Here is a 20,188-nt window from a genome sequence, read left to right on the forward strand (position 1 = left end):
TTCAAGGGGGTCCCGGTGCTCAATCGCAGAGCGAAGCGGGAAAATGCCGTGGCAACGACGGCGGCATCGATATCGCGGTCGTCCGGACGCAGAAAAGCGCCCTGGACCGACCGCGAAGTCCGCCCGGAAAGGCGCCGGCGCCCCGCTTTCGCGGGGACGGCCGGAGCGCATATCTGGGGCGTTTTTTTCGCGCCAGTCGGCCTCGGTCCGACCCGGCTCCCTTCAACCGACTCGGCCTGCCTCAGCGTGCGCCGCCGTTCGGGCGCAGCGTCAGCACCTGGGTGGCGTCGCCGCGGCGCACGAAGACCGCCGCCATCCGGCTCTTGTCCAGGCCGCGCACCAGTTCGTTGAACTGGCGGGCGCTGGTCACATCGGTGTCGCCCAGGCGCAGGATCACGTCGCCGGGACGAATGCCGGCACGTGCCGCGACGCCTTCGGCCGCCTGGACCTCGACGCCGGACTTGATCTTCAGCTCGCGCAACCTGGCCTCGGACAGATCGCCGACCACCAGTCCCAGCGCATTGGGCTTGGCGCCCGCCGCGCCGTCATCGCCCGGCGTGGTGCCGGCGCGCGGGCGCGGCTTGGCATCCGGCTCCAGCTCCGCCACCGTGATGGTGACCTCGCGGGTCCCGCCCTTGCGCCACAGCTGCATGGGCACGCGCGTACCCGGCTTGGTCTCGCCGACCAGGCGCGGCAGGTCCGAGGCGCGTTCGATATCGCGGCCGTTGAACTTCAGGATGATGTCGCCCGCCTCGATGCCGGCCTTCTCCGCCGGACCGCCCGGCTCGACGCTGCCGACCAGTGCACCGCGCGCCCGGCCCAGGCCCAGCGAATCGGCGACTTCCTTGGTGACGTCGCCGATCGCCACCGCGATACGGCCGCGCGTGACCTTGCCGGTCGACTTCAGCTGCTCGCTGACGCGCAGCGCCTCGTCGATCGGAATCGCGAACGAGATGCCCATGTAGCCGCCGCTGCGGCTGTAGATCTGCGAATTGATGCCGATCACCTCGCCGCGCAGATTGATCAGCGGTCCGCCCGAGTTGCCGGGGTTGACCGCGACGTCGGTCTGGATGAACGGCAGGTAGTCGCCGGTGTCGCGCCCCTTGGCCGAGACGATGCCGGCGGTCACGCTGTTGTCCAGGCCGAACGGCGAGCCGATCGCCAGCACCCATTCGCCGACGCGGATCTTGTTCGAATCGCCCATCTGCAGGCGCGGCAGGCCATTGGCATCGACCTTCAGCAGCGCGACGTCGGTGCGCCGGTCGGTGCCGATCAGCCTTGCCTTGAACTCGCGCTTGTCGGGCAGCGTGACGTAGATGGTCTCGGCGTCGGCGACCACGTGGGCGTTGGTCATCACGTAGCCGTCCTGGCTGATGATGAAGCCCGAGCCGACGCCGCGGCTCTGCTCCTCGCCCTGCGGCGGCTGGCCGCGGCGCGGCGTCCCCGGCGGCGTCGGCGCGCCCGGCATCGGGATGCCGAAGAAGCGCCGGAAGAACTCGGCCATCTCCTCGTCCTCGGGCGTCATGCCGCGCGAACGCACGCGCTCGGTGGTGCGGATATTGACCACGGCCGGGCTGACGCGCTCCACCAGGTCGGTGAAGTCGGGCAGGCTGTAATTGGAAGCGGTGGCCTGCGCATGGACCGGCGTGGCCAGCATGGGACCCGCCGCCAGCACGGCGGCCAATGCCATGGTCCTGGCCACGGCGTAATAGTTTGACGACATGGTCGACTCCCGCGAGTTCAGCGTAACAGGGTAAGCAAGCCGGGGCGTCCGGTCCAGTCAGGGCCAGCCCGAAGGGTGTCCACGCAACCGTGCGGAGAACATCCGAAGAATTGCCCGGCGTGTGCAGGCGGGCGCGCCGGCGCGCGCCGCATCCCGGCTCAGCGTGGCTTGGGCGCGCGGTATTCCACCGCGGCCGCGAACTGCTTGACCGTGGCCGCCGGCACCTCGCCGACGACGGTGATCCAGAAATCGGCGACCTTGCGCACCACCACCTGGGTCGCGCCCAGCGAGGCAACGCCCTCGCGGCGCACCCGCTGTTCCGATACCGGTTCGATGAATACCGACAGCCCGGTCAGGCCATCGCTGTAGACGACCTGCAGCACCTCGAACACCTGTTCGCGGCCGCTGCCTTGCGCGCTGCGCAGGTCGCCCAGCGGGCGACGGACCTCGCGAATCTTCTGGAAACCCTTGATTGGCACCGTGATCAGCCAGCCCTCTTCGGCGATATTGGCCGGCTGGTAGTTGATCTCGTAGCGCTGCCAGTTGGCGGCGCTCTTGATCGCGCCGAGGATCTTCTGCTTTTCGGACGGCACGCCGATCTCGATCTGCGAGAACGCGACCTGCTCGAGCACCTTGCCGCCCTCGCCGATGGTCTGCGCCCGCATCAGCAGGCCGGAATGCTTCTCGGCCCAGAGGCGGACCGCATAGCGGGCGCCGTCGTGCGGCACCAGCGAGAAGACTTCGCATTCCATGCCCGCCACGCGTTCGGGCGACAGCCTGCGCATCTCGTAGAGATCGAGCACATCGCCCTTGTTGGTGGCAAGCAGTGCCGGGAAACGGTCCTTGGCGTCCTGGCGCTCGACCACCACGAGCTTGGCTTCGGGGATCAGGCTATGGACGATGTCGTTCTGGCGCAGGACCTCGCGCGGCTTGCCGTCGAGCGTCTCGAGCCGCTCGTACTCGTTGTGCACCAGATCGCTGAAATGCTGGATGCGCGAGGCATGCATCACGCTGCCACGCTGGTAGATCAGAGTACCGACGTAGTTTTCGCGCTGCGCGGCGCGGTGGATCTTGCCAAGCCAGGCCGCGGCATCGCGGCGCGCCAGCGTGGGCTCGGGCGTCTGCGCCGTCGCCACCGCGGCCGTCAGGCACAAGGCGAGAAAAAAGGACCTCCTCAGGGCCCTTATTCCTTGTGCGCCCGCTGCATGGGCGGGCGCCCATCCTTTTTGCATGTCCGGCATTATTCCTGCGTGTTGTCCTGAGAGAAGCTTGCACTATTGGCGACGTTGCGCATGGTCGGCACCATGGCGTTGGTCGTCACGGACACCCGGTGAGCCCGCAGGTACTCGTCCAGGCGCGGATCGCGAATCATCTGGCCGGCATCGGCGGCGACGGTCAGCACGCCGGCGGCCTTGGGCGCCGCGGGGACGCCTTCACTGGTGCTGGCGACGATGGCGCCGGGCGCGGCCGGATCGGCATCGCGCATTTGCGGCACCACCACCCAGCTGACCGCCGCGACGGCGGCCGCGATCGCGGTGCCCGGCATCACGCGGCGCACCCACGACGGGCGCAACAGCAGACGGTGGCGGCGTACCGGCGCATCGGCCAGCGCGGCCGGCGCCAGCAGATGCGGCTCGTCTTCAAGACGGCTGGCGAAGCGCGACACGAAGGCCGCGGTCGAGCCGGCATGGGCCAGCTCCTCGGAACGCAGCGTATCGCCGATCAACTGGAACACCGACCATTGCTCCTGGCCCGGCTCGCTTTTCGCGAGCGCCAGCACGGCCTCGAATTCATGCGGCGCCAGTTCGCCGTCGATCAATGCGGAAATCTGCTCCGCTGCCTCGGGCGCATGAACCGATTGCCTGTGAGCCTGACCCATTTCCAACCCCTCGATAACCATCGAACACCGAACAATCCCGTCACAATACTGTCGCTTCTCGATGCAGGAGCAGGCTGCAACGCTGGCCGCACGACATGTCTTTGACTTCTACCACCGCTTGCCTTCTGCCGTTCCCAGCAGCGGGCGTAATTTTTCCGCAATCGCTTCGCGTGCCCGGAAAATGCGCGATCTGACCGTACCGATCGGACACCCCATCGCTTCGGCGATTTCCTCGTAGCTGAGGCCTTCGATCTCGCGCAGCGTGATGGCGGTTCGCAATTCCTCCGGCAGGGCCTCCATGGCGCGGTTGACGGTGTCTGCCACCTGGCGCGTATGGAGCATCGACTCCGGCGTATTGATATCCCTTAGTTGCTCACCATCCGCAAAAGTTTCAGCCTCTTCGGCATCGATGTCGCTGGACGCCTCGGGCCGGCGGCCCTGCGTGGCCAGGTAGTTTTTGGCCGTGTTGACAGCGATCCGATACAGCCAGGTGTAGAACGCCGATTCCCCGCGGAATTGGGGCAAGGCGCGATATGCCTTGATAAAGGCATCCTGCGCCACATCCTCCACTTCAGCGGGGTCCCTGACCAGACGCGAGATCAACCGGATGATCTTGCGGTGGTATTTGGCCACCAGCAGTTCAAAGGCCCGCTTGTCGCCCTGCTGGACGCGTTCAACAAGGAGCTGGTCGGCTTCGCGTTCGCTCACGAATAGTTCACCTGCAGTGTATCTCTTGGTATCGCTGTCAAAACAAACGTTGTATTTTACCTACGCCGCACCCCGCGAAACCGCCGCGGAGCGAAAAGCGTATTGACAGCCGGGGCGAATGCCACCGGGCGTCAGTATGCATTAAGCGGCACCGCTTGGGCCGCCGATCGTGTTCAAAGCGGCCCAGAGGACGCATGCAGCGCCCGCAGCATCGCTCGCCGCGAGGCACCGGAAGCGCTGTCCCGATCGTCCGGAACGCCACCGCTGCCCATCACCAGCACGGGCGGCACGGCGGCTTGCCCGGACTCCACAGGCGCCAGCCGAAGCACCGCGGCAACCCCACCCAACTGCCAGCACGCCACCACGCGGGCCCTGACTTGTCCGCCGTCGGGCAACGCGACGACGATCCGAGCCGCCGAACCGCCCGGCGCGACGCCGGCAAGGCGGCATGCCGCCGCCCGCCACGCCCCTCGCCAGGTACGGCCACCCGACAGCACAGCAGCCACTGCCAGGACCGCCCAACACAGCGGCGCCGTCTCGCCCGCCGCCCAACCCTGCCTTGCCCGCCACAGCAACCACAGCAGCGCGGCAAGCTCGCAGCCCAGGAACGCCGTCAGCAGCCAACGCTGCGGATGACGTCCCAGGGACAGCAAGCAAGGGAGGGGCCGGCGGGCGCCGGCTTCAGGCACGACGGAAGACGAGCGTGCCGTTGGTACCGCCGAAGCCAAAGTTGTTCTTGACGGCCACGTCGATCTTCATCTCACGCGCGGTGTTCGGCACGTAATCGAGATCGCACTCGGGGTCCTGATTGAAGATGTTGATCGTCGGCGGCGCGACCTGGTGATGCAGCGCCAACACCGTGAAGACCGACTCCAGGCCGCCGGCGCCGCCCAGCAGATGGCCGGTCATCGACTTGGTGGAGTTCACCGCGATCTTGTAGGCGTGCTCGCCGAAGGCAAGCTTGATCGCGTCGGACTCGTTCTTGTCGCCCAGCGGCGTCGAGGTGCCGTGCGCGTTCAGGTAGTGCACTTCGTCCGGGTTGATGCCCGCGTTCTTCAGCGCATTGACCATGCAGCGGCGCGGACCGTCGGTGCTCGGCGCCGTCATGTGGAACGCGTCTCCGCTCATGCCGAAGCCGGACAGTTCGGCGTAGATCTTGGCGCCGCGCGCCTTGGCCGACTCGTACTCCTCGAGCATCATCACGCCGGCGCCTTCGCCCAGCACGAAGCCGTCGCGATCGACATCCCACGGACGCGAGGCGGCTGCCGGATCGTCGTTGCGGGTCGACAGCGCCCGCGCCGCGGCGAAACCGCCGATACCCAGCGGCGACACGGTCGATTCCGCACCGCCGGCGAGCATCGCGTCGGCGTCGCCCGCCTCGATCAGCCGCGCGGCCAGGCCGATGCTGTGCAGCCCGGTGGTGCAGGCGGTCACGGCGGCCAGGTTCGGGCCCTTGAGGTTATGGTTGATCGACAGGTGGCCGGAGATCATGTTGATGATCGAGCCGGGCACGAAGAAGGGCGAAATCCGGCGCGGGCCGCGGTTGGTCAGCTCCGCGTGCGTATCCTCGATCATGGGCAGGCCGCCGATGCCCGAGCCGACCAGCACGCCGATGCGATCGGCGTTGGCCTCGGTCACTTCCAGGCCGCTGTCGCGCAGGGCCTGGGTGCCGGCCGCGATGCCATAGTGGATGAAGGTATCCATATGGCGCGCTTCCTTGGCCGGGATGTAGTCCTCGACGTTGAAGCCCTTCACCTCGCCGGCGAAATGCACCGCCAGCGCGGAATGATCGAATTTGGTGATGGTGGCAATGCCGGACTTGCCGGCAACCAGATTGGCCCAGCCTTCGGCAACCGTGTTTCCGACCGGAGACACAAGGCCGAGCCCGGTGACGACGACGCGACGACGGCTCACTATGATTTCCTACGGGTGGATGAGGCAAGGCGGAACGGGCGGCAGCCCGCGGCACCGTGAAGGCGCCATGGCGATTCCGCCGCGCCGGCGGACCGGCGCATCGGCCAACATGCCGGCCGGACCGACGGACCCGATCCGGGGCCGCCAGCGCGGCGGCACGATGGCCGCTGATGGAGCCAGGTTCAGCTCCACCGCAACTCCGCTTGCTCGAACAAACGAAAGCCACAGAAAACGGCACAACGGGATCTGACGACCCCTTCGCCCGTTTTCTGTGGCCCGGAATCCGGATACGACAGGCTTACGCCTTGACGTGCGCCGAGGCGTAGTCGATGGCCTGCTGCACGGTCGTGATCTTTTCGGCTTCCTCATCGGGAATTTCCATGCCGAATTCATCTTCCAACGCCATCACGAGTTCAACCGTGTCCAGCGAGTCGGCGCCGAGGTCGTTCACGAACGAGGATTCGTTCTTGATGTCGGCTTCGGCGACGCCGAGTTGCTCTGCCACGATCTTCTTGACGCGTTGTTCGATATTGTCCATTTAGCCCTCCAGGGAAGTTCGACAAAAAAGTGGGCGCATTTTAGCAGGTTTGGCCCGTGAAAATGCCGTCCGCAGTCTTTCGCAAGAAATGCGCCCGTTCTTCTAAAAAAGGGGGTGACGCCAAGGCGTCGCGCCCCCTCAGTTCATATACATGCCACCGTTGACATGCAGCGTGGTGCCGGTCACATAAGCCGCCTGCGGACCGGCCAGGAAAGCCACCGCGTTGGCGATGTCCTCCGGCTGACCGAGCCTGCCGAGCGGAATCTGGGTCTTGAGCGCGGCATGCTGCTCTTCCGACAGCACCTTGGTCATATCGGTATCGATAAACCCCGGTGCGACGCAATTGACGGTGATGTTGCGGCTGCCGATCTCGCGGGCCAGCGCCCGCGTCATGCCTTCCACGCCCGCCTTGGCCGCAGCATAGTTCATCTGGCCCGGATTGCCGGTCGAGCCGACCACCGAGGTGATGTTGATGATGCGTCCGCCGCGGGCCTTCATCATCGGCCGCAGCACACCGCGCGACAGGCGGAATACCGCCGTCAGATTGGTGTCGATCACCGCGCTCCAGTCCTCGTCCTTCATCCGCATCGCCAGCTGGTCCTGCGTGATGCCGGCATTGTTGACCAGGATATGGATGCCACCGTGATTCTTGACGATCTCGTCGATCAGCGCCTCGCAGCGCGCCGCGTCGTTGACGTCGAGCACCGCGCCGGCGCCCTTGAGCTGCTCGGCGGCCAGGTATTCGCCGATCGCGGCGGCGCCCTTCTCGCTGGTGGCCGTGCCGATCACCAGCGCGCCCTGCCGGGCCAGTTCCAGTGCGATCGCGCGGCCGATGCCGCGCGAGGCGCCCGTCACCAGCGCGACCTGATTGTCCAGGGTCTTGCTCATCCCGTTATTTCTCCTTGTTCGCTTGGCCTAGCCGTATCCGTTTGCCGTACGCGGATCAGCCGCGCACCAGCGCCAGCGTGTCCTGCAGCGAGGCCGGATCGACGATCGCGCCGCCGACCAGATTGCCGTCGATGCGCTTGGTCAGGCCGGCCAGCACCTTGCCCGGGCCGCATTCGATCACATGCGTGACGCCGTCGGCGGCCATCTTCTGCACCGACTCGACCCAGCGCACCGGCGCCGCGGCCTGACGCACCAGCGCGTCCTTGATCGCCTCCGGATCGTTGACGATCGCCACGTCGACGTTGTTGATCAGCGGGATCGACGGCGCCGAGAACGTGAGGCCCGCCATGCGTTCGCGCAGGCGGTCCGAGGCTGGCTTGAGCAGCGACGAATGGAACGGCGCCGAGACCGGCAGCGGCAGCGCGCGCTTGGCGCCCTTGGCCTTGGCGATTTCGCAGGCCTTCTCGACCGCCGCCTTGGCGCCGGCGATCACCACCTGCGCCGGGGCGTTGAAGTTGACGGCTTCGACCACGCCGGCGGCCGAGGCCTCGGCGCAGGCGGCGCGCACGTCGTCGTCGGACAGGCCGAGAATCGCGGCCATGCCGCCCTCGCCCACCGGCACTGCTTCCTGCATCGCCTGGGCGCGGAAACGCACCAGCGGCACGGCATCCGCAAACGGAATCACGCCGGCGGCGACCAGCGCCGAATATTCGCCCAGGCTATGGCCGGCCACCAGCGCCGGGGCCGGGCCGCCGGCCTCGCGCCAGGCGCGGTAGATCGCCACCGCGGCGGTCAGCATCACCGGCTGGGTATTGGTGGTCAGGTTCAGCTCTTCGGCCGGACCTTCGGCGATCAGGCGCGCCAGGTCCTGGCCGAGCGCGTCGGACGCTTCCTGCAGCGTCGCGCGCACCACCGGGTTGTCGGCGAAGGCATTGAGCATTCCGACCGACTGCGAGCCTTGGCCGGGGAAGACGAATGAGAATTTCATCGGTTTCCGATCGGTTTGAAAATGGAATCGCCGGTGCGCCATCACGCATCCGGTCGCGCAGCGGCTGCCGCGCGCCGATGCCGGGCACCGGCCTGCGAATTACATGCGCAGCAGCACCGCGCCCCAGGTGAAACCGCCGCCCACGCCTTCCATCAGCACGTGGTGGCCGGGGCGGATGCGCCCGTCGCGCACCGCGACGTCGAGCGCCAGCGGAATCGACGCGGCCGAGGTGTTGCCGTGCTCGTGCACGGTCGCGATCATGCGCTCGAGCGGCAGGCCCAGCTTCTTCGCGGTGCCCTGCATGATGCGGATATTGGCCTGGTGGGGAATCAGCCAGTCGAGCTTCTCGGCCGGGAAATCTGCCGCGGCCAGCGTTTCGCGCGCGACCTTGTCGAGCACGCTGACGGCGAGCTTGAACACCGCCTGGCCATCCATGTGCAGGAAGGCATTGCCGGTGATATTGCCGGCCGCCACATTGCCCGGCACGCACAGGATATCGACATGGCTGCCGTCGGCGTGCATCGCCGAGGACAACACGCCGGGCTCGTCCGAAGCGGTCAGCACGACCGCGCCGGCGCCGTCGCCGAACAGCACGCAGGTGGTGCGATCGTTGAAGTCGAGAATGCGCGAGAACACTTCGGCGCCGATCAGCAGCACGTTGCGATGCGAGCCGCTGCGGATGAACTTGTCGGCGGTGGCGAGCGCATAGGCGAAGCCCGAGCACACCGCCTGCAGGTCGAACGCCGCGCAATGGTTGGTGATGCCGAGCTTCTGCTGCACCAGGCAGGCGGTACTCGGGAACACGTAGTCCGGCGTCGAGGTGGCGACGATGATCAGGTCGATCGACTGGCGATCGATGCCGGCCGCTTCCAGCGCGCGCTCGGCGGCCTTGACCGCCAGGTCGCTGCTGGTGACATCGGGCTCGGCCCAGTGGCGCGCCGAGATGCCGCTGCGCGAGACGATCCACTCGTCGCTGGTCTCGATGCCCTTCTCGGCCAGCTGCGCCGCGAGCTCGTGATTGGTGACGCGCCGCGGAGGCAGGTAGCTCCCCGTGCCGATGATTTTTGCGTAGCTTGTCATGTGGTGTCGGATCGTATTGCCGGACTCAGCGCGACCCCGGCGCGGCGGCATGCCGGCCTGGCCGGTGCTGGCGCGCGGGGCGTGGGACCAGGGGCACCGGCGTCGCCGCTGCCTGGGTGATGCAGGGCAGGATCATGCGGCGTGTGCGCTGCGACCCGCGTCCGGCGGGTCCGTCTCCTGGCCCGCGGATGCGGTGCCCGCGGTGCTCGTCTTGTTGGCGAACGCCTGCGAAATACGGGCGATGACGCCATTCCTGGCCGCATCATACCCGCGTTTGATAGCCCACTCAAAAGAGTGGGCATCGGCGGAACCGTGGCTCTTGATCACCAGGCCGCGCAGCCCGAGCAGCGAGGCGCCGTTGTAGCGGGCGGGATCGAGCCGCCGCGCCAGCCGCGTCAGCACCGGCATCGCGATGCCGGCCAGCAGCTTGGTGAACCAGGAGCGGGTGAATTCCTCCTTGATCATGCTGCCGATCATCTTGGCCAGGCCTTCGGTGCTCTTGAGCGCCACGTTGCCGACGAAGCCGTCGCACACCACGATGTCGGTGGTGCCCTTGAAGATGTCGTTGCCCTCGACGTTGCCGTAGAAGTTCAGCTCCGAGGCGCGCAGCAGCTCGCCGGCGCGCTTGACCACCTCGTTGCCCTTGATCACTTCCTCGCCGATGTTCAGCAGGCCGACCGTCGGGTGTTCCTTGTGGTCGACCACTGCCACCATGGCCTCGGCCATGCGGGCGAATTGCAGCAGATGTTCGGGTTCGCAGTCGGCATTGGCGCCGAGGTCCAGCACCGTGGTGCCCCAGCCCTGCTCGTTCGGGATCGTGGTGGCGATGGCCGGGCGCTCGATGCCTTCGAGCGTCTTGAGCACATAGCGCGACACCGCCATCAGCGCGCCGGTGTTGCCGGCCGAGATGCAGGCGTCGGCGCGGCCTTCCTTGACCTGGGTCACCGCGACGCGCATCGACGAATCCTTCTTCTTGCGCAGCGCGACCTCGACCGGGTCGTCCATCGTGATCACTTCGGTGGCGGCCACCACGGTCACGCGCGGATGGTTCTGCGCGTGCAGCTTCCTGAGCTGCGGCTCGATGGCATCCGGCCGCCCCACGAGCACCATCTCGGCATCCTCGTGGGCGGCAAGAAAACTGATCGCCGCCGGCACCGTCACGGACACGCCGTGATCGCCGCCCATGCAGTCGATAGCGAGTTTGATCGTCATTGTTTGCTGATGCGCGAGGCGCCGAATCCGCGCTGCGGTGGCCTCGCAGGGAAAGCGGCGCCAGCGTCCACGCTTGCCGCGCCCAACAAAAAAGCGGCAAGGAGTTTGCCGCTTCTTTGTATGTCTTCTACCTGCAAGCGCGTGCGGGACGCAGCGTCACGCCGAGCGAATGCTTCAGTCGTTCTTGGTCTTGACGACCTTGCGGCCACGGTAGTAGCCGTTCGGGCTCACGTGGTGGCGCAGGTGCGTCTCACCCGTGGTCGGCTCGACTGCCAGCGGCGCGACGGACAGGTGATCGTGCGAACGATGCATGCCGCGCTTGGACGGCGACTTCTTGTTCTGTTGAACAGCCATGATGACTCCTTGGAGAATTTGCGGATATTAACACACGCATCCCGCACGAGGCGTAGCCGGGCCCGGCCGGATGCTGATTACGGGTACGACGTTTTTACTGCCGAAGCGCGCCGCCGCGGACCATGTCCGGGCGTCAGTGCTTCGTCTTCAGACTGGCCAGCGCCGCGAAGGGCGATGGCCGCTTTTCTTCCTGCTCGTCCTCGGGTTCCGGCTCGACGCTGCCGTCGGTGCCGGTCACCAGGCTCTCGTGCACCACCGGACAGACCTCGTGCTTCGGCGCCACCGGCAGCGACAGCAGGATCTCGTCCTCGATCAGCGCCAGCAGATCGAACCGGCGCGAGCCCGCGATGACATCGATCTCGTCGTCGTCCATCGGCGCGGCGTCGGCCTCGGCTTCGCTGGCCACCACCTCGAAGCGGGTCGCGGTCGAGATCGGCTCGGCGTAGACCGCCAGGCAACGCTGGCAGTTCAGCCACATGCTGCCCTGCACCGCCAGATCGAGAAACAGGCGCCGGCGCGCCGGCTTGCCGGGCTCGTCCGCTTCGTCCTGAGTGGAACCGCTCATGGTGTAGCGGAACACTTCGTCCGGGGCCGAGGCTGGCGCTTCGGCGGAGGTCTCGGCTATGATGCGCGGCAATTCACGCGCCGCGATCTCGCCGGCCGCCGAGCCCGAGGACCGGCAGAACTCGAAGAGATCGAACGCTTGCAAGTCGATGGGCTGAGTCATGTCGCTGAGTGCGCCTCTGTACCTTGTACCAAGCTGGCGCTGGCAATGCTGCTGAACGCTGGTCCTGTCGCCGCCGCAACCGTCGAGTGACGAGGCCGCCGCACAAAGTCCATATCGAGCGGACTTTGGCACCTGCAGGACACCACGCGGCGGATGCCTGCGCGGTAAAACGCGTGATTATACGTCGAAATCTCCGCCGCGGTCAAAACCGAACGCGCTTTGCCCGTTGCGCATTCCTCTTTCGCTTCAAACACTTATATGTCTTCCGCTGTGACACGCGATGCGGCGCCCGGTGCGGCGCCCGAAGTGGCTTCCCACGCGGCACCGGCCGCGGTTCCCAGGCTGATTCTCGGTTCCAGCTCGCGCTATCGCCGCGAACTGCTGGAGCGCCTGCGCATTCCGTTCGAGATCGACGTGCCCGACATCGACGAGACGCCGCTGCCGGGCGAGACACCCGAGGCGACCGCGCTGCGCCTGTCGCGCCGCAAGGCCGAGGCGATCGCGGCCCGCCATCCCGGCGCGCTGGTGATCGGCTCCGACCAGGTCGCCACGCTGGACGGCACGCAGGTCGGCAAGCCGGGCTCGCACGAACAGGCCCTGGCGCAATTGCGCTGGATGCGCGGCCGCACCGTGACGTTCCATTCGGCGCTGTGCCTGCTGGACGGCCGCAGCGGCGAGGTCCAGCTGGAGGACGTGCGCACCCAGGCGACCTTCCGCGAGCTGGATGACGACGAACTGGAAGCCTATCTGCGGCTGGAGCGGCCCTATGACGTGGCCGGCAGCGCCAAATCGGAGGGACTCGGCATTGCGCTGCTGTCGCGCGTCGAGTCCGACGATCCGACCGCGCTGGTCGGCCTGCCGCTGATCGCGCTGACCAGCATGCTGCGCCGCGCCGGCTATCCCTTCTTCAAGGCCTGATTCCCCGGGCCTTCCTTCTTCGCTGTCGAGGACATCCGCCCATGAGCGGCACGCTATACCTGATTCCCAACACGCTCGGCAAACGCGACGAAGCCGATCCGCTGCCGGCCGTGATCCCGGCCGACGTGCAGCAGATCGCCGCGAGCCTGGACTACCTGGTCGCGGAAAACGCCAAGACCGCGCGCGCCTATCTGAAGAAGCTCGGGCAGACCTGTCCGCTGGCGCGGCCAATCCAGCAGATCGAGATCCGCGAGCTGAACGTCAATACGCCCGAGGCGGCGCTGGCGGAACTGCTGGCCCCGATGCTGGCCGGCCGCGACGCCGGCCTGCTGTCCGAGGCCGGCGTGCCGGCGGTGGCCGACCCCGGCGCCAATCTGGTGCGGCTCGCCCATGCGCGCGGCGTGCGCGTGCGGCCGCTGGTGGGCCCGAGTTCGATCCTGCTGGCGGTGATGGGCTCCGGGCTCAATGGCCAGAGCTTTGCGTTCAACGGCTATCTGCCGGTCGATCCGGCCGAGCGCACGCAGCGCCTGCGCGAACTGGAGCAATGGTCGCGCAAGCACCGGCAAACCCAGGTCTGGATCGAGACGCCGTATCGCAACGATGCGCTGCTGGCGGCGCTGAAGGCCAGCTGCGCCGGCACCACGCTGCTGTCGATCGCGGTGGACCTGACGCTGCCGAGCGAGACCATCGTCACGCAGCCGCTGTCGGCCTGGCAGCCGGGCCGGCTTGAACTGCACAAGCGGCCGGCGATCTTTTCGATCCTGGCGGCTTGAGCGGCTGGCCGCGCCGGCCGGCAGGCCTTGGGGCCGGGCCGAGGCGGCCGGGGAGCCGGGGAGCCGAGGAGCGGGCAGCCGGGGCCGGGCCGAGCAAGCCCAGAAGCACGCAGGCCACCAGGCCGGGAGCCGGCGAGCAAGCCGCGCCGCGCGCGGGTACGCGAGCGCCCCCGGCGATCGAATCAATACAGCGACTGCACCCGCGAGTTCCACATCAGCGTCTTGGCGGCCGCGGTGCCGACCGCGGCGCCGAAGCGCTTGGCCACGCGTTCGGCGATGTTCTCCTTGACCGTGTAGTCGACGATGTTCTCGGCCTTCAGCACGTCGCGCGCCACCGATTCGGCGCTGCCCAGGCCGTCGGCCAGGCCCAGCTCGATGCTGCGCTCGCCCGACCAGAACAGGCCGGAGAACAGCGTCGGATCGTCCTTCAGGCGGTTGCCGCGCCCTTCCTTGACCACCGCGATGAACTGCTCGTGGATCTGGCGCAGCATCTGCTCGGCAAAGGCCTTCTGCTGCGGCGACTCGGGCGAGAACGGGTCGAGCATGCCCTTGTTGGCGCCCGAGGTGTACAGCCGGCGCTCGACGCCGAGCTTGTCCATCAGCCCGGTAAAGCCGAAGCCGTCCATCAGCACGCCGATCGAGCCGACGATGCTGGCCTTGTCGACATAGATCTTGTCCGCCGCGGCCGCCACGTAATAACCGCCCGAGGCGCAGATCTCCTCGACCACCACATACAGCGGCTTGGACGGATGCAGCGAGCGCAGGCGCTGGATCTCGTCGTTGATGATGCCGGCCTGCACCGGCGAGCCGCCGGGCGAGTTGATCTTCAGGATCACGCCGGCGGCGTTGGCATCGGCAAAGGCGGCCTGCAGCGAGGCATTGATCGATTCGGCGCTGGCCGGCGTGCCGGCGGCGATCTCGCCCTCCAGCGTGACCATCGCGGTATGCCGGCCGCTGGTGATGGCGCCGTCGGGCTTGAAGTCGAACAGCGAGAACAGCACCAGCGCGACCAGCGCGAAGCCGGCAAGACGGAAGAAGATCTTCCAGCGGCGCGCGGCCCGCTGCTCGCGCAAGGTCGCCATCAGCACGCGCTCCAGCACATCGCGCTCCCAGCCGGCGCCGGTCTTGACCGGCCCCGCCGACTCGCCCTTGAGCCGCGCCTTGCGCTCGACCGACTCGCGGCGCGCGGCGGCCTCGGCGTCCCGGACCTCGGCCTCGAGCGGATAGTCGGCGTGGCGCGCGGTTTCAAGCCGCTCGCCGGGCTCGTTCCCGCCCTCACGCCGGACCTCGCTTCGGCCCTCGCTTCCGCCCTCTCGCCGGCCCTGGCCCTCGTCGTGGCGACCCGGTTCGGCATCCGGCTCGTTCGGGTTCACCGGCGGTTTGTTCTGGTCTGTCATGCAAATACTCTCGAACGGGTGTCACCGCGCAAACATCGTTGCGCAGGCGGCCCCGAGGGTTTCCTCGGTCAAATCGCGGTTCTCGGGGTTTCCGATGCGCGGTCGCGGCGTCCGCCGCCTACGGCACCGGCGGTGGCGACGGCGACGCCGGCGGATCGTCGTACGGCGACTCCGGTATCCAGTAGACGGCGCCGTCGCGCTCCTCGACCCGCAGCTTGGCGAGCGAAGCGCCGCGGCACGGTCCGCCGACGCACAGTCCGCTGTCGGGCGCATAGATCGCGCCATGTGTGGCGCACATCAAGTATAGGCCCGACGATTCGAAAAAGTGGCCTTCCTGCCAGTCGAGCTCCATCGGCACATGGGCGCACTGGTTCAGATAGCCATGCACCGCGCCCTCGTAGCGCACCGCGAAGGCGCCGATCTCGCGGCCGCCGATCGCGACCGTGAAGCGCACGCCGACGCCGCCTTCGGCCAGCTCGTCCGCCGCGCACAGGCGGCGCGCGCCGGCCGGCACAGCCGGCGTGCCCGCCGCCGAGCCGGGTCGATCGGGTCCGGGACCGGCATCAGCCATGGGTATGCAGCCAGTCGTGCAGGTCGGCGATCGAGCTGGCGCAGTGCAGCGGCGTCATCGCCCGCAGCGAATCGGCCGGGTGGGCGCCATAGCAGACGCCGATGCCGTGGGCGCCGGCGTTGACCGCCATCTGCAGGTCGTGCGTGGTGTCGCCGATCATCACGGTGCGCCCCATCTCCTGGCCCAGTTCGCGCGTCAGCTCGTGCAGCATTGCCGGATGCGGCTTGGAGAACGTCTCGTCGGCGCAGCGCGTGGCATCGAACAGCGCCGTCAGGCCGGTGGCGGCCAGTGCCCGCTGCAGCCCGACGCGGGTCTTGCCGGTGGCCACGCCGAGGAAATAGTGCTGGGCCCGCAGCGCCTGCAGCATCTCCAGCACGCCGTCGAACAGCACCAGCTCGGCGTCGCGGGTCAGGAAGTGATACCGATAACGCTCGGCCAGCTTCGGATAGTCGACCGGGTCCAGCGTCGGGATCGCATATTCGAGCGCGTCCCTCAGCCCGAGTCCGATCACGTGGCGGGCGGCGTCCTCGTCGGGCACCGGCAGGCCAAGGTCGCGGCTGGCAAGCTGGATGCATTTGGCGATGGTCGGAGTGGAATCCATCAGGGTTCCATCCCAGTCGAAGACGATCAGGTCGAAGCGTTGCCGGGCCATGGGGGTTCTCGATCGAAAAAATTGGGCCGCCGAGGTGACGATGACGTCATCCGGCTAGGGGGCGTGGGTCGTAGACGCGTGGCCGGCCTGTCCCATCTGCTTCAGCTGGCGCAGGAAGGCTTCGCACTCGTCCGGCAGCGTCGCACTGAGCGTCAACGGCTGGCCGGTACCCGGATGCACGAACGTCAACCGGTGCGCGTGCAGGAACATCCGCTTCAGGCCCGGCTTGGCGCCAGCGCGCGCCAGTGCCTTGTTCAGCGCGAAGTCGCCGTACTTGTCGTCGCCGACGATGGGAAAGCCCAGTTGCGCCAGATGCACGCGAATCTGATGGGTGCGGCCGGTCTTGAGCTCGGCCTCCAGCAGCGTGTAGCCGGGGAAGGACGCGACACGGTTGAACACCGTATGGGACGGCTGGCCATCGGCCTGCACGCGCACGCGGCGCTCGCCGTCCGGCGTGGTGTACTTGAACAGCGGAAAGCGGGCGTGCTGGCGGTTGTGGCCGAATTCGCCGGCGACGCAGGCGAAATAGCGCTTGTCCATCGCGTTGTCGCGGATCTGCTGGTGCAGGTGCACCAGCGCGGCGCGCTTCTTGGCCAGCAGCAGGATGCCGGAGGTTTCGCGGTCGAGCCGGTGCACCAGCTCCAGAAAGCGGGCCTCGGGGCGAGCCTGGCGCAGCTGTTCGATCACGCCGAAGGCCACGCCGGAGCCGCCATGCACCGCCACCCCGGCCGGCTTGTCGATCACCAGCAGATGCGCGTCCTCGAACAGCACCGGAAACGAGGCCGCGGGCACGTAGACGTCGGCCGCCGCCGTCGCCGCCACCCGAAGTGGCGGAATGCGCACAACATCGCCCAGCTTCAGCCGGTAGGTCGCATCGACGCGGCCCTTGTTAACCCGTACCTCGCCGGAGCGCAGGATCCGGTAGACATGGCTCTTGGGCACGCCCTTGGCGACCCGCAGCAGGTAGTTGTCGATACGCTGACCGTCGGCGTCTTCCCCGATGGTCACATACGCCACCTGGGGCGCATCCGTGCCGGATCGCACCTCTTTTTCAATTCGATGGCGTAACTCATTCATTTTCAAATATAATTTCCGCGCTACCCCGGCCATAGCCGGCAGCGCAAGCGGTGTAAGCGAATTGTCGCATTTTACACTTCGGGTCACCGCTGGCCCGGCCCGGTCCCCCGCCATCGCGTAATCCGCAGGCGCCGGACGGGCAAATGGCGGTACAGGCCGACAGCTCCGCTGGCAGCCTACAGCAGTAAATAAAGTAACAAGCAGCACGCACGGTACCGGCTGTGCGCAGGAAAACCGCCCAAAGGCGGGTTCGGCGCGGACGCGGTCACGTGGGAGCAGAGTGTTCAGGTAGAACAGAATTTGAAGGCGGATGCCGATACGGCATTCGCTTCGGTGAGAGAAAGTCCCGCCGCACCGGAAATCGGTGCCGGCCGGTTGCCTGGCCCCTCGCCTGATCGACGACATGGTGACAATCGCGGCGCCCGGTCGCAGAACTCCAACAAGCAGCAGGTGCGCCTGCCTTGTCGGTCGCTCAGGTCGTGGTGGCATGCCGCCGCGTCCGACAACCTTGCTCTTTGACGCGTCCTGGCCGTTCGTGGCCGGCCCCGGTGCGAGCCGAAGCGCAAGCGGCATCCTGTCGTCGCTGCCCTCCCCCGCACCCCGGCCTCCGTCCGATATCGCCGCCTGACCCTGCGCGCAGCTCGCGCATGGCGGGCATGGCGGTCCGAACCCCGCGCAGCGCGCCGACGTCTCTCTCTTTCACCCGTGCCCAGCCGGCGGCTTGCATTCGCCCCGGCGCCTTCGGCAATTCTCACGCCACCTCTCGCTTCCTCGCGTGCTTTCGAAACGCCGCGCGGCACTACCGGTGCCGGCCGCGGCATTGGAACGAGGGTTTGCGATGAAACGCATGCTGTTCAATGCGACGCAGCAGGAGGAATTGCGCGTCGCCATCGTCGACGGTCAGAAACTGATCGACATCGACATCGAGACCGCCGGGCGCGAGCAGCGCAAGGGCAATATCTACAAGGGCGTGATCACCCGCATCGAGCCGTCGCTCGAAGCGTGTTTCGTCAACTACGGCGAAGAGCGCCACGGCTTCCTGCCGTTCAAGGAAGTGGCCCGTGCCTACTTCAAGGAAGGCGTCGACGTGCGCAACGCGCGCATCCAGGATGCGCTGCACGAAGGCCAGGAACTGATCGTCCAGGTCGAGAAGGAAGAGCGCGGCAACAAGGGCGCGGCGCTGACCACCTTCATCTCGCTGGCCGGCCGCTATCTGGTGCTGATGCCGAACAACCCGCGCGGCGGCGGCGTGTCGCGCCGCATCGAGGGCGAGGACCGCCAGGAACTGCGCGAGACGATGGGCCAGCTGACCGTCCCCGACGGCATGAGCATCATCGCCCGCACCGCCGGCATCGGCCGCTCGGCCGAGGAACTGCAGTGGGACCTGAACTATCTGCTGCAGCTGTGGAAGGCCATCGACGGCGCCGCGCTGGACAACAAGGCGCCGCTGCTGATCTATCTCGAGTCGAGCCTGGTGATCCGCGCGATCCGCGATTACTTCCAGCCCGACATCGGCGAAATCCTGATCGACACCGACGACATCTACGAGCAGGCCCGCGCCTTCATGAGCGTGGTGATGCCCGACAACATGAACCGCGTGAAGAAGTACCGGGACGACGTGCCCCTCTTCTCGCGTTTCCAGATCGAACACCAGATCGAATCCGCGTATTCCCGCATGGTGATGCTGCCGTCGGGCGGCGCCATCGTGATCGACCACACCGAGGCGCTGGTCTCGGTCGACGTCAACTCGGCGCGCGCCACCAAGGGCGCCGACATCGAGGAAACCGCGCTGCGCACCAACCTGGAAGCGGCCGACGAGATCGCCCGCCAGCTGCGCCTGCGCGACCTGGGCGGCCTGATCGTCATCGACTTCATCGACATGGAGTCGAACAAGGCGCAGAAGGACGTCGAGACGCGCCTGAAGGACGCGCTGCGCCATGACCGCGCGCGCGTGCAGATGGGCAAGATCAGCCGCTTCGGCCTGATGGAGCTGTCGCGCCAGCGCCTGCGTCCGTCGCTGTCCGAGGGCTCGCATATCACCTGCCCACGCTGCAACGGCACCGGCCATATCCGCGATACCGAATCGTCCGCCCTGCAGGTGCTGCGCATCATCCAGGAAGAGGCGATGAAGGAAAACACCGCCGCGATCCACTGCCAGGTCCCGGTCGAGGTCGCCGCCTTCCTGCTGAACGAAAAGCGCCAGGACATCAACCTGATCGAGCTGCGCTTCAAGGTCAACGTGCTGCTGATCCCGAACAAGCATCTGGAAACGCCGCACTACAAGCTCGAGCGCCTGCGCCACGACGATCCGCGCCTGGAAGAGAGCACGGCCAGCTACCGCATGGCCGAGGCCGCCGCCAAGGAACTGGAGGCGGACACCAGCTACAGCAGCCGCAAGAAGGAAGACGCCAAGCCGCGCCAGGAAGCCGCGGTCAAGGGCATCACCCCCGAGCAGCCGGCCCCGGTTTCGGTGCCGCGCCCCGAGCGCGCCCCGCGCCAGGAAGCCCCGGCCGCCAAGCCGGCCGCTCCGGCAGCGGCGACGCAGCCGATCGGCAGCGGCGGCTTCATCGCCTGGCTCAAGGGCCTGTTCGGCGCCCGTCCGGCGCCGGCTCCCGTGCAGCCGGCCAAGCCCGCCGCGGCGGAAGCCCGCACCGGCGGCAATGGCGAAGGCGGCCGGCGCGAGCGCGGCCAGCGTGGCGAACGTGGCCAGCGCGGTGAACGCGGCGAGCGCACGGAGCGTGGTGACCGCGCAGAACGTGGTGAGCGCGCCGAACGCGGCGAGCGCCAGG

The 20,188-nt window shown here is 67.5% G+C and carries 20 protein-coding genes; 3 read left to right on the forward strand and 17 right to left on the reverse strand.

The features are described from left to right. Positions 1 to 241: 241 nt before the first annotated feature. From F1599_RS07865 to F1599_RS07925, 13 genes are all read right to left on the reverse strand, one after another. On the reverse strand, positions 242 to 1,723 hold the full coding sequence (locus F1599_RS07865) for a DegQ family serine endoprotease (RefSeq protein WP_149317037.1): 1,482 nt from the start codon (positions 1,721 to 1,723) through the stop codon (positions 242 to 244). Between the two features lie 158 nt (positions 1,724 to 1,881). After that, complete coding sequence (locus tag F1599_RS07870; protein ID WP_149317036.1) at positions 1,882 to 2,955, reverse strand: MucB/RseB C-terminal domain-containing protein; 1,074 nt, start codon at positions 2,953 to 2,955, stop codon at positions 1,882 to 1,884. Between the two features lie 8 nt (positions 2,956 to 2,963). After that, positions 2,964 to 3,602 carry a sigma-E factor negative regulatory protein gene (locus F1599_RS07875; RefSeq protein ID WP_149317035.1) on the reverse strand — a complete coding sequence of 213 codons (639 nt, stop codon included), beginning with the start codon at positions 3,600 to 3,602 and terminating at the stop codon, positions 2,964 to 2,966. A gap of 108 nt (positions 3,603 to 3,710) precedes the next feature. Beyond that, on the reverse strand, positions 3,711 to 4,310 hold the full coding sequence (gene rpoE, locus F1599_RS07880) for an RNA polymerase sigma factor RpoE (protein ID WP_006578764.1): 600 nt from the start codon (positions 4,308 to 4,310) through the stop codon (positions 3,711 to 3,713). A 173-nt stretch (positions 4,311 to 4,483) separates the two neighbouring features. Beyond that, a complete protein-coding gene (locus tag F1599_RS07885) occupies positions 4,484 to 4,963 on the reverse strand; it encodes an FUSC family protein (protein ID WP_149317034.1) in 480 nt (159 codons plus the stop codon). A 28-nt stretch (positions 4,964 to 4,991) separates the two neighbouring features. Further along, positions 4,992 to 6,224: a beta-ketoacyl-ACP synthase II gene (fabF, locus tag F1599_RS07890; RefSeq protein ID WP_149317033.1), complete on the reverse strand. Its 1,233-nt coding sequence runs from the start codon at positions 6,222 to 6,224 to the stop codon at positions 4,992 to 4,994. Between the two features lie 298 nt (positions 6,225 to 6,522). Beyond that, positions 6,523 to 6,762 carry an acyl carrier protein gene (gene acpP, locus F1599_RS07895; RefSeq protein ID WP_006577662.1) on the reverse strand — a complete coding sequence of 80 codons (240 nt, stop codon included), beginning with the start codon at positions 6,760 to 6,762 and terminating at the stop codon, positions 6,523 to 6,525. A gap of 138 nt (positions 6,763 to 6,900) precedes the next feature. Then, positions 6,901 to 7,650, reverse strand: a complete 750-nt coding sequence (fabG, locus tag F1599_RS07900; protein WP_053822165.1) for a 3-oxoacyl-ACP reductase FabG — start codon at positions 7,648 to 7,650, stop codon at positions 6,901 to 6,903. Positions 7,651 to 7,705: 55 nt separating this feature from the next. After that, on the reverse strand, positions 7,706 to 8,638 hold the full coding sequence (fabD, locus tag F1599_RS07905; protein ID WP_149317032.1) for an ACP S-malonyltransferase: 933 nt from the start codon (positions 8,636 to 8,638) through the stop codon (positions 7,706 to 7,708). A gap of 99 nt (positions 8,639 to 8,737) precedes the next feature. Next, complete coding sequence (locus tag F1599_RS07910; protein ID WP_149317031.1) at positions 8,738 to 9,718, reverse strand: beta-ketoacyl-ACP synthase III; 981 nt, start codon at positions 9,716 to 9,718, stop codon at positions 8,738 to 8,740. 132 nt (positions 9,719 to 9,850) lie between these two features. Beyond that, positions 9,851 to 10,930: a phosphate acyltransferase PlsX gene (plsX, locus tag F1599_RS07915; protein ID WP_149317030.1), complete on the reverse strand. Its 1,080-nt coding sequence runs from the start codon at positions 10,928 to 10,930 to the stop codon at positions 9,851 to 9,853. A 174-nt stretch (positions 10,931 to 11,104) separates the two neighbouring features. Continuing rightward, positions 11,105 to 11,284 carry a 50S ribosomal protein L32 gene (gene rpmF / locus F1599_RS07920; protein ID WP_006577657.1) on the reverse strand — a complete coding sequence of 60 codons (180 nt, stop codon included), beginning with the start codon at positions 11,282 to 11,284 and terminating at the stop codon, positions 11,105 to 11,107. A gap of 133 nt (positions 11,285 to 11,417) precedes the next feature. After that, complete coding sequence (locus tag F1599_RS07925) at positions 11,418 to 12,011, reverse strand: DUF177 domain-containing protein (RefSeq protein WP_150082692.1); 594 nt, start codon at positions 12,009 to 12,011, stop codon at positions 11,418 to 11,420. Positions 12,012 to 12,269: 258 nt separating this feature from the next. Here F1599_RS07925 and F1599_RS07930 point away from each other — a divergent pair, with 258 nt between their 5' ends. Together F1599_RS07930 and F1599_RS07935 are read left to right on the forward strand one after the other, a co-directional pair. Then, on the forward strand, positions 12,270 to 12,929 hold the full coding sequence (locus tag F1599_RS07930) for a Maf-like protein (protein ID WP_395895086.1): 660 nt from the start codon (positions 12,270 to 12,272) through the stop codon (positions 12,927 to 12,929). Positions 12,930 to 12,970: 41 nt separating this feature from the next. Further along, the gene (locus tag F1599_RS07935) at positions 12,971 to 13,702 is read left to right on the forward strand and encodes an SAM-dependent methyltransferase (protein ID WP_150082693.1); all 732 of its coding nucleotides are present in this window, start codon (positions 12,971 to 12,973) and stop codon (positions 13,700 to 13,702) included. A gap of 182 nt (positions 13,703 to 13,884) precedes the next feature. Here the strand turns inward: F1599_RS07935 and F1599_RS07940 are convergent, their stop codons facing one another. From F1599_RS07940 to F1599_RS07955, 4 genes are all read right to left on the reverse strand, one after another. Next, a complete protein-coding gene (locus tag F1599_RS07940; RefSeq protein ID WP_150082694.1) occupies positions 13,885 to 15,099 on the reverse strand; it encodes a S49 family peptidase in 1,215 nt (404 codons plus the stop codon). A gap of 118 nt (positions 15,100 to 15,217) precedes the next feature. Further along, complete coding sequence (locus F1599_RS07945; RefSeq protein WP_150082695.1) at positions 15,218 to 15,670, reverse strand: Rieske (2Fe-2S) protein; 453 nt, start codon at positions 15,668 to 15,670, stop codon at positions 15,218 to 15,220. Next, positions 15,663 to 16,322 (reverse strand): HAD-IA family hydrolase, encoded by a 660-nt coding sequence (locus F1599_RS07950; RefSeq protein WP_149317024.1) that lies wholly within the window; start codon positions 16,320 to 16,322, stop codon positions 15,663 to 15,665. The genes F1599_RS07945 and F1599_RS07950 overlap by 8 nt, the downstream gene beginning before the upstream one ends. A gap of 54 nt (positions 16,323 to 16,376) precedes the next feature. Further along, entirely contained in the window at positions 16,377 to 17,399 is a 1,023-nt protein-coding gene (locus F1599_RS07955) for an RluA family pseudouridine synthase (RefSeq protein ID WP_149317023.1), read from the reverse strand. 838 nt (positions 17,400 to 18,237) lie between these two features. On the opposite strand from F1599_RS07955, the gene F1599_RS07960 reads away from it, so the two are divergent. After that, positions 18,238 to 20,188 (forward strand): Rne/Rng family ribonuclease (locus tag F1599_RS07960; protein WP_150082696.1); only part of this gene is annotated, 1,951 nt, incomplete at its 3' end.

Source organism: Cupriavidus cauae, from assembly GCF_008632125.1.
Taxonomy (GTDB): domain Bacteria; phylum Pseudomonadota; class Gammaproteobacteria; order Burkholderiales; family Burkholderiaceae; genus Cupriavidus; species Cupriavidus cauae.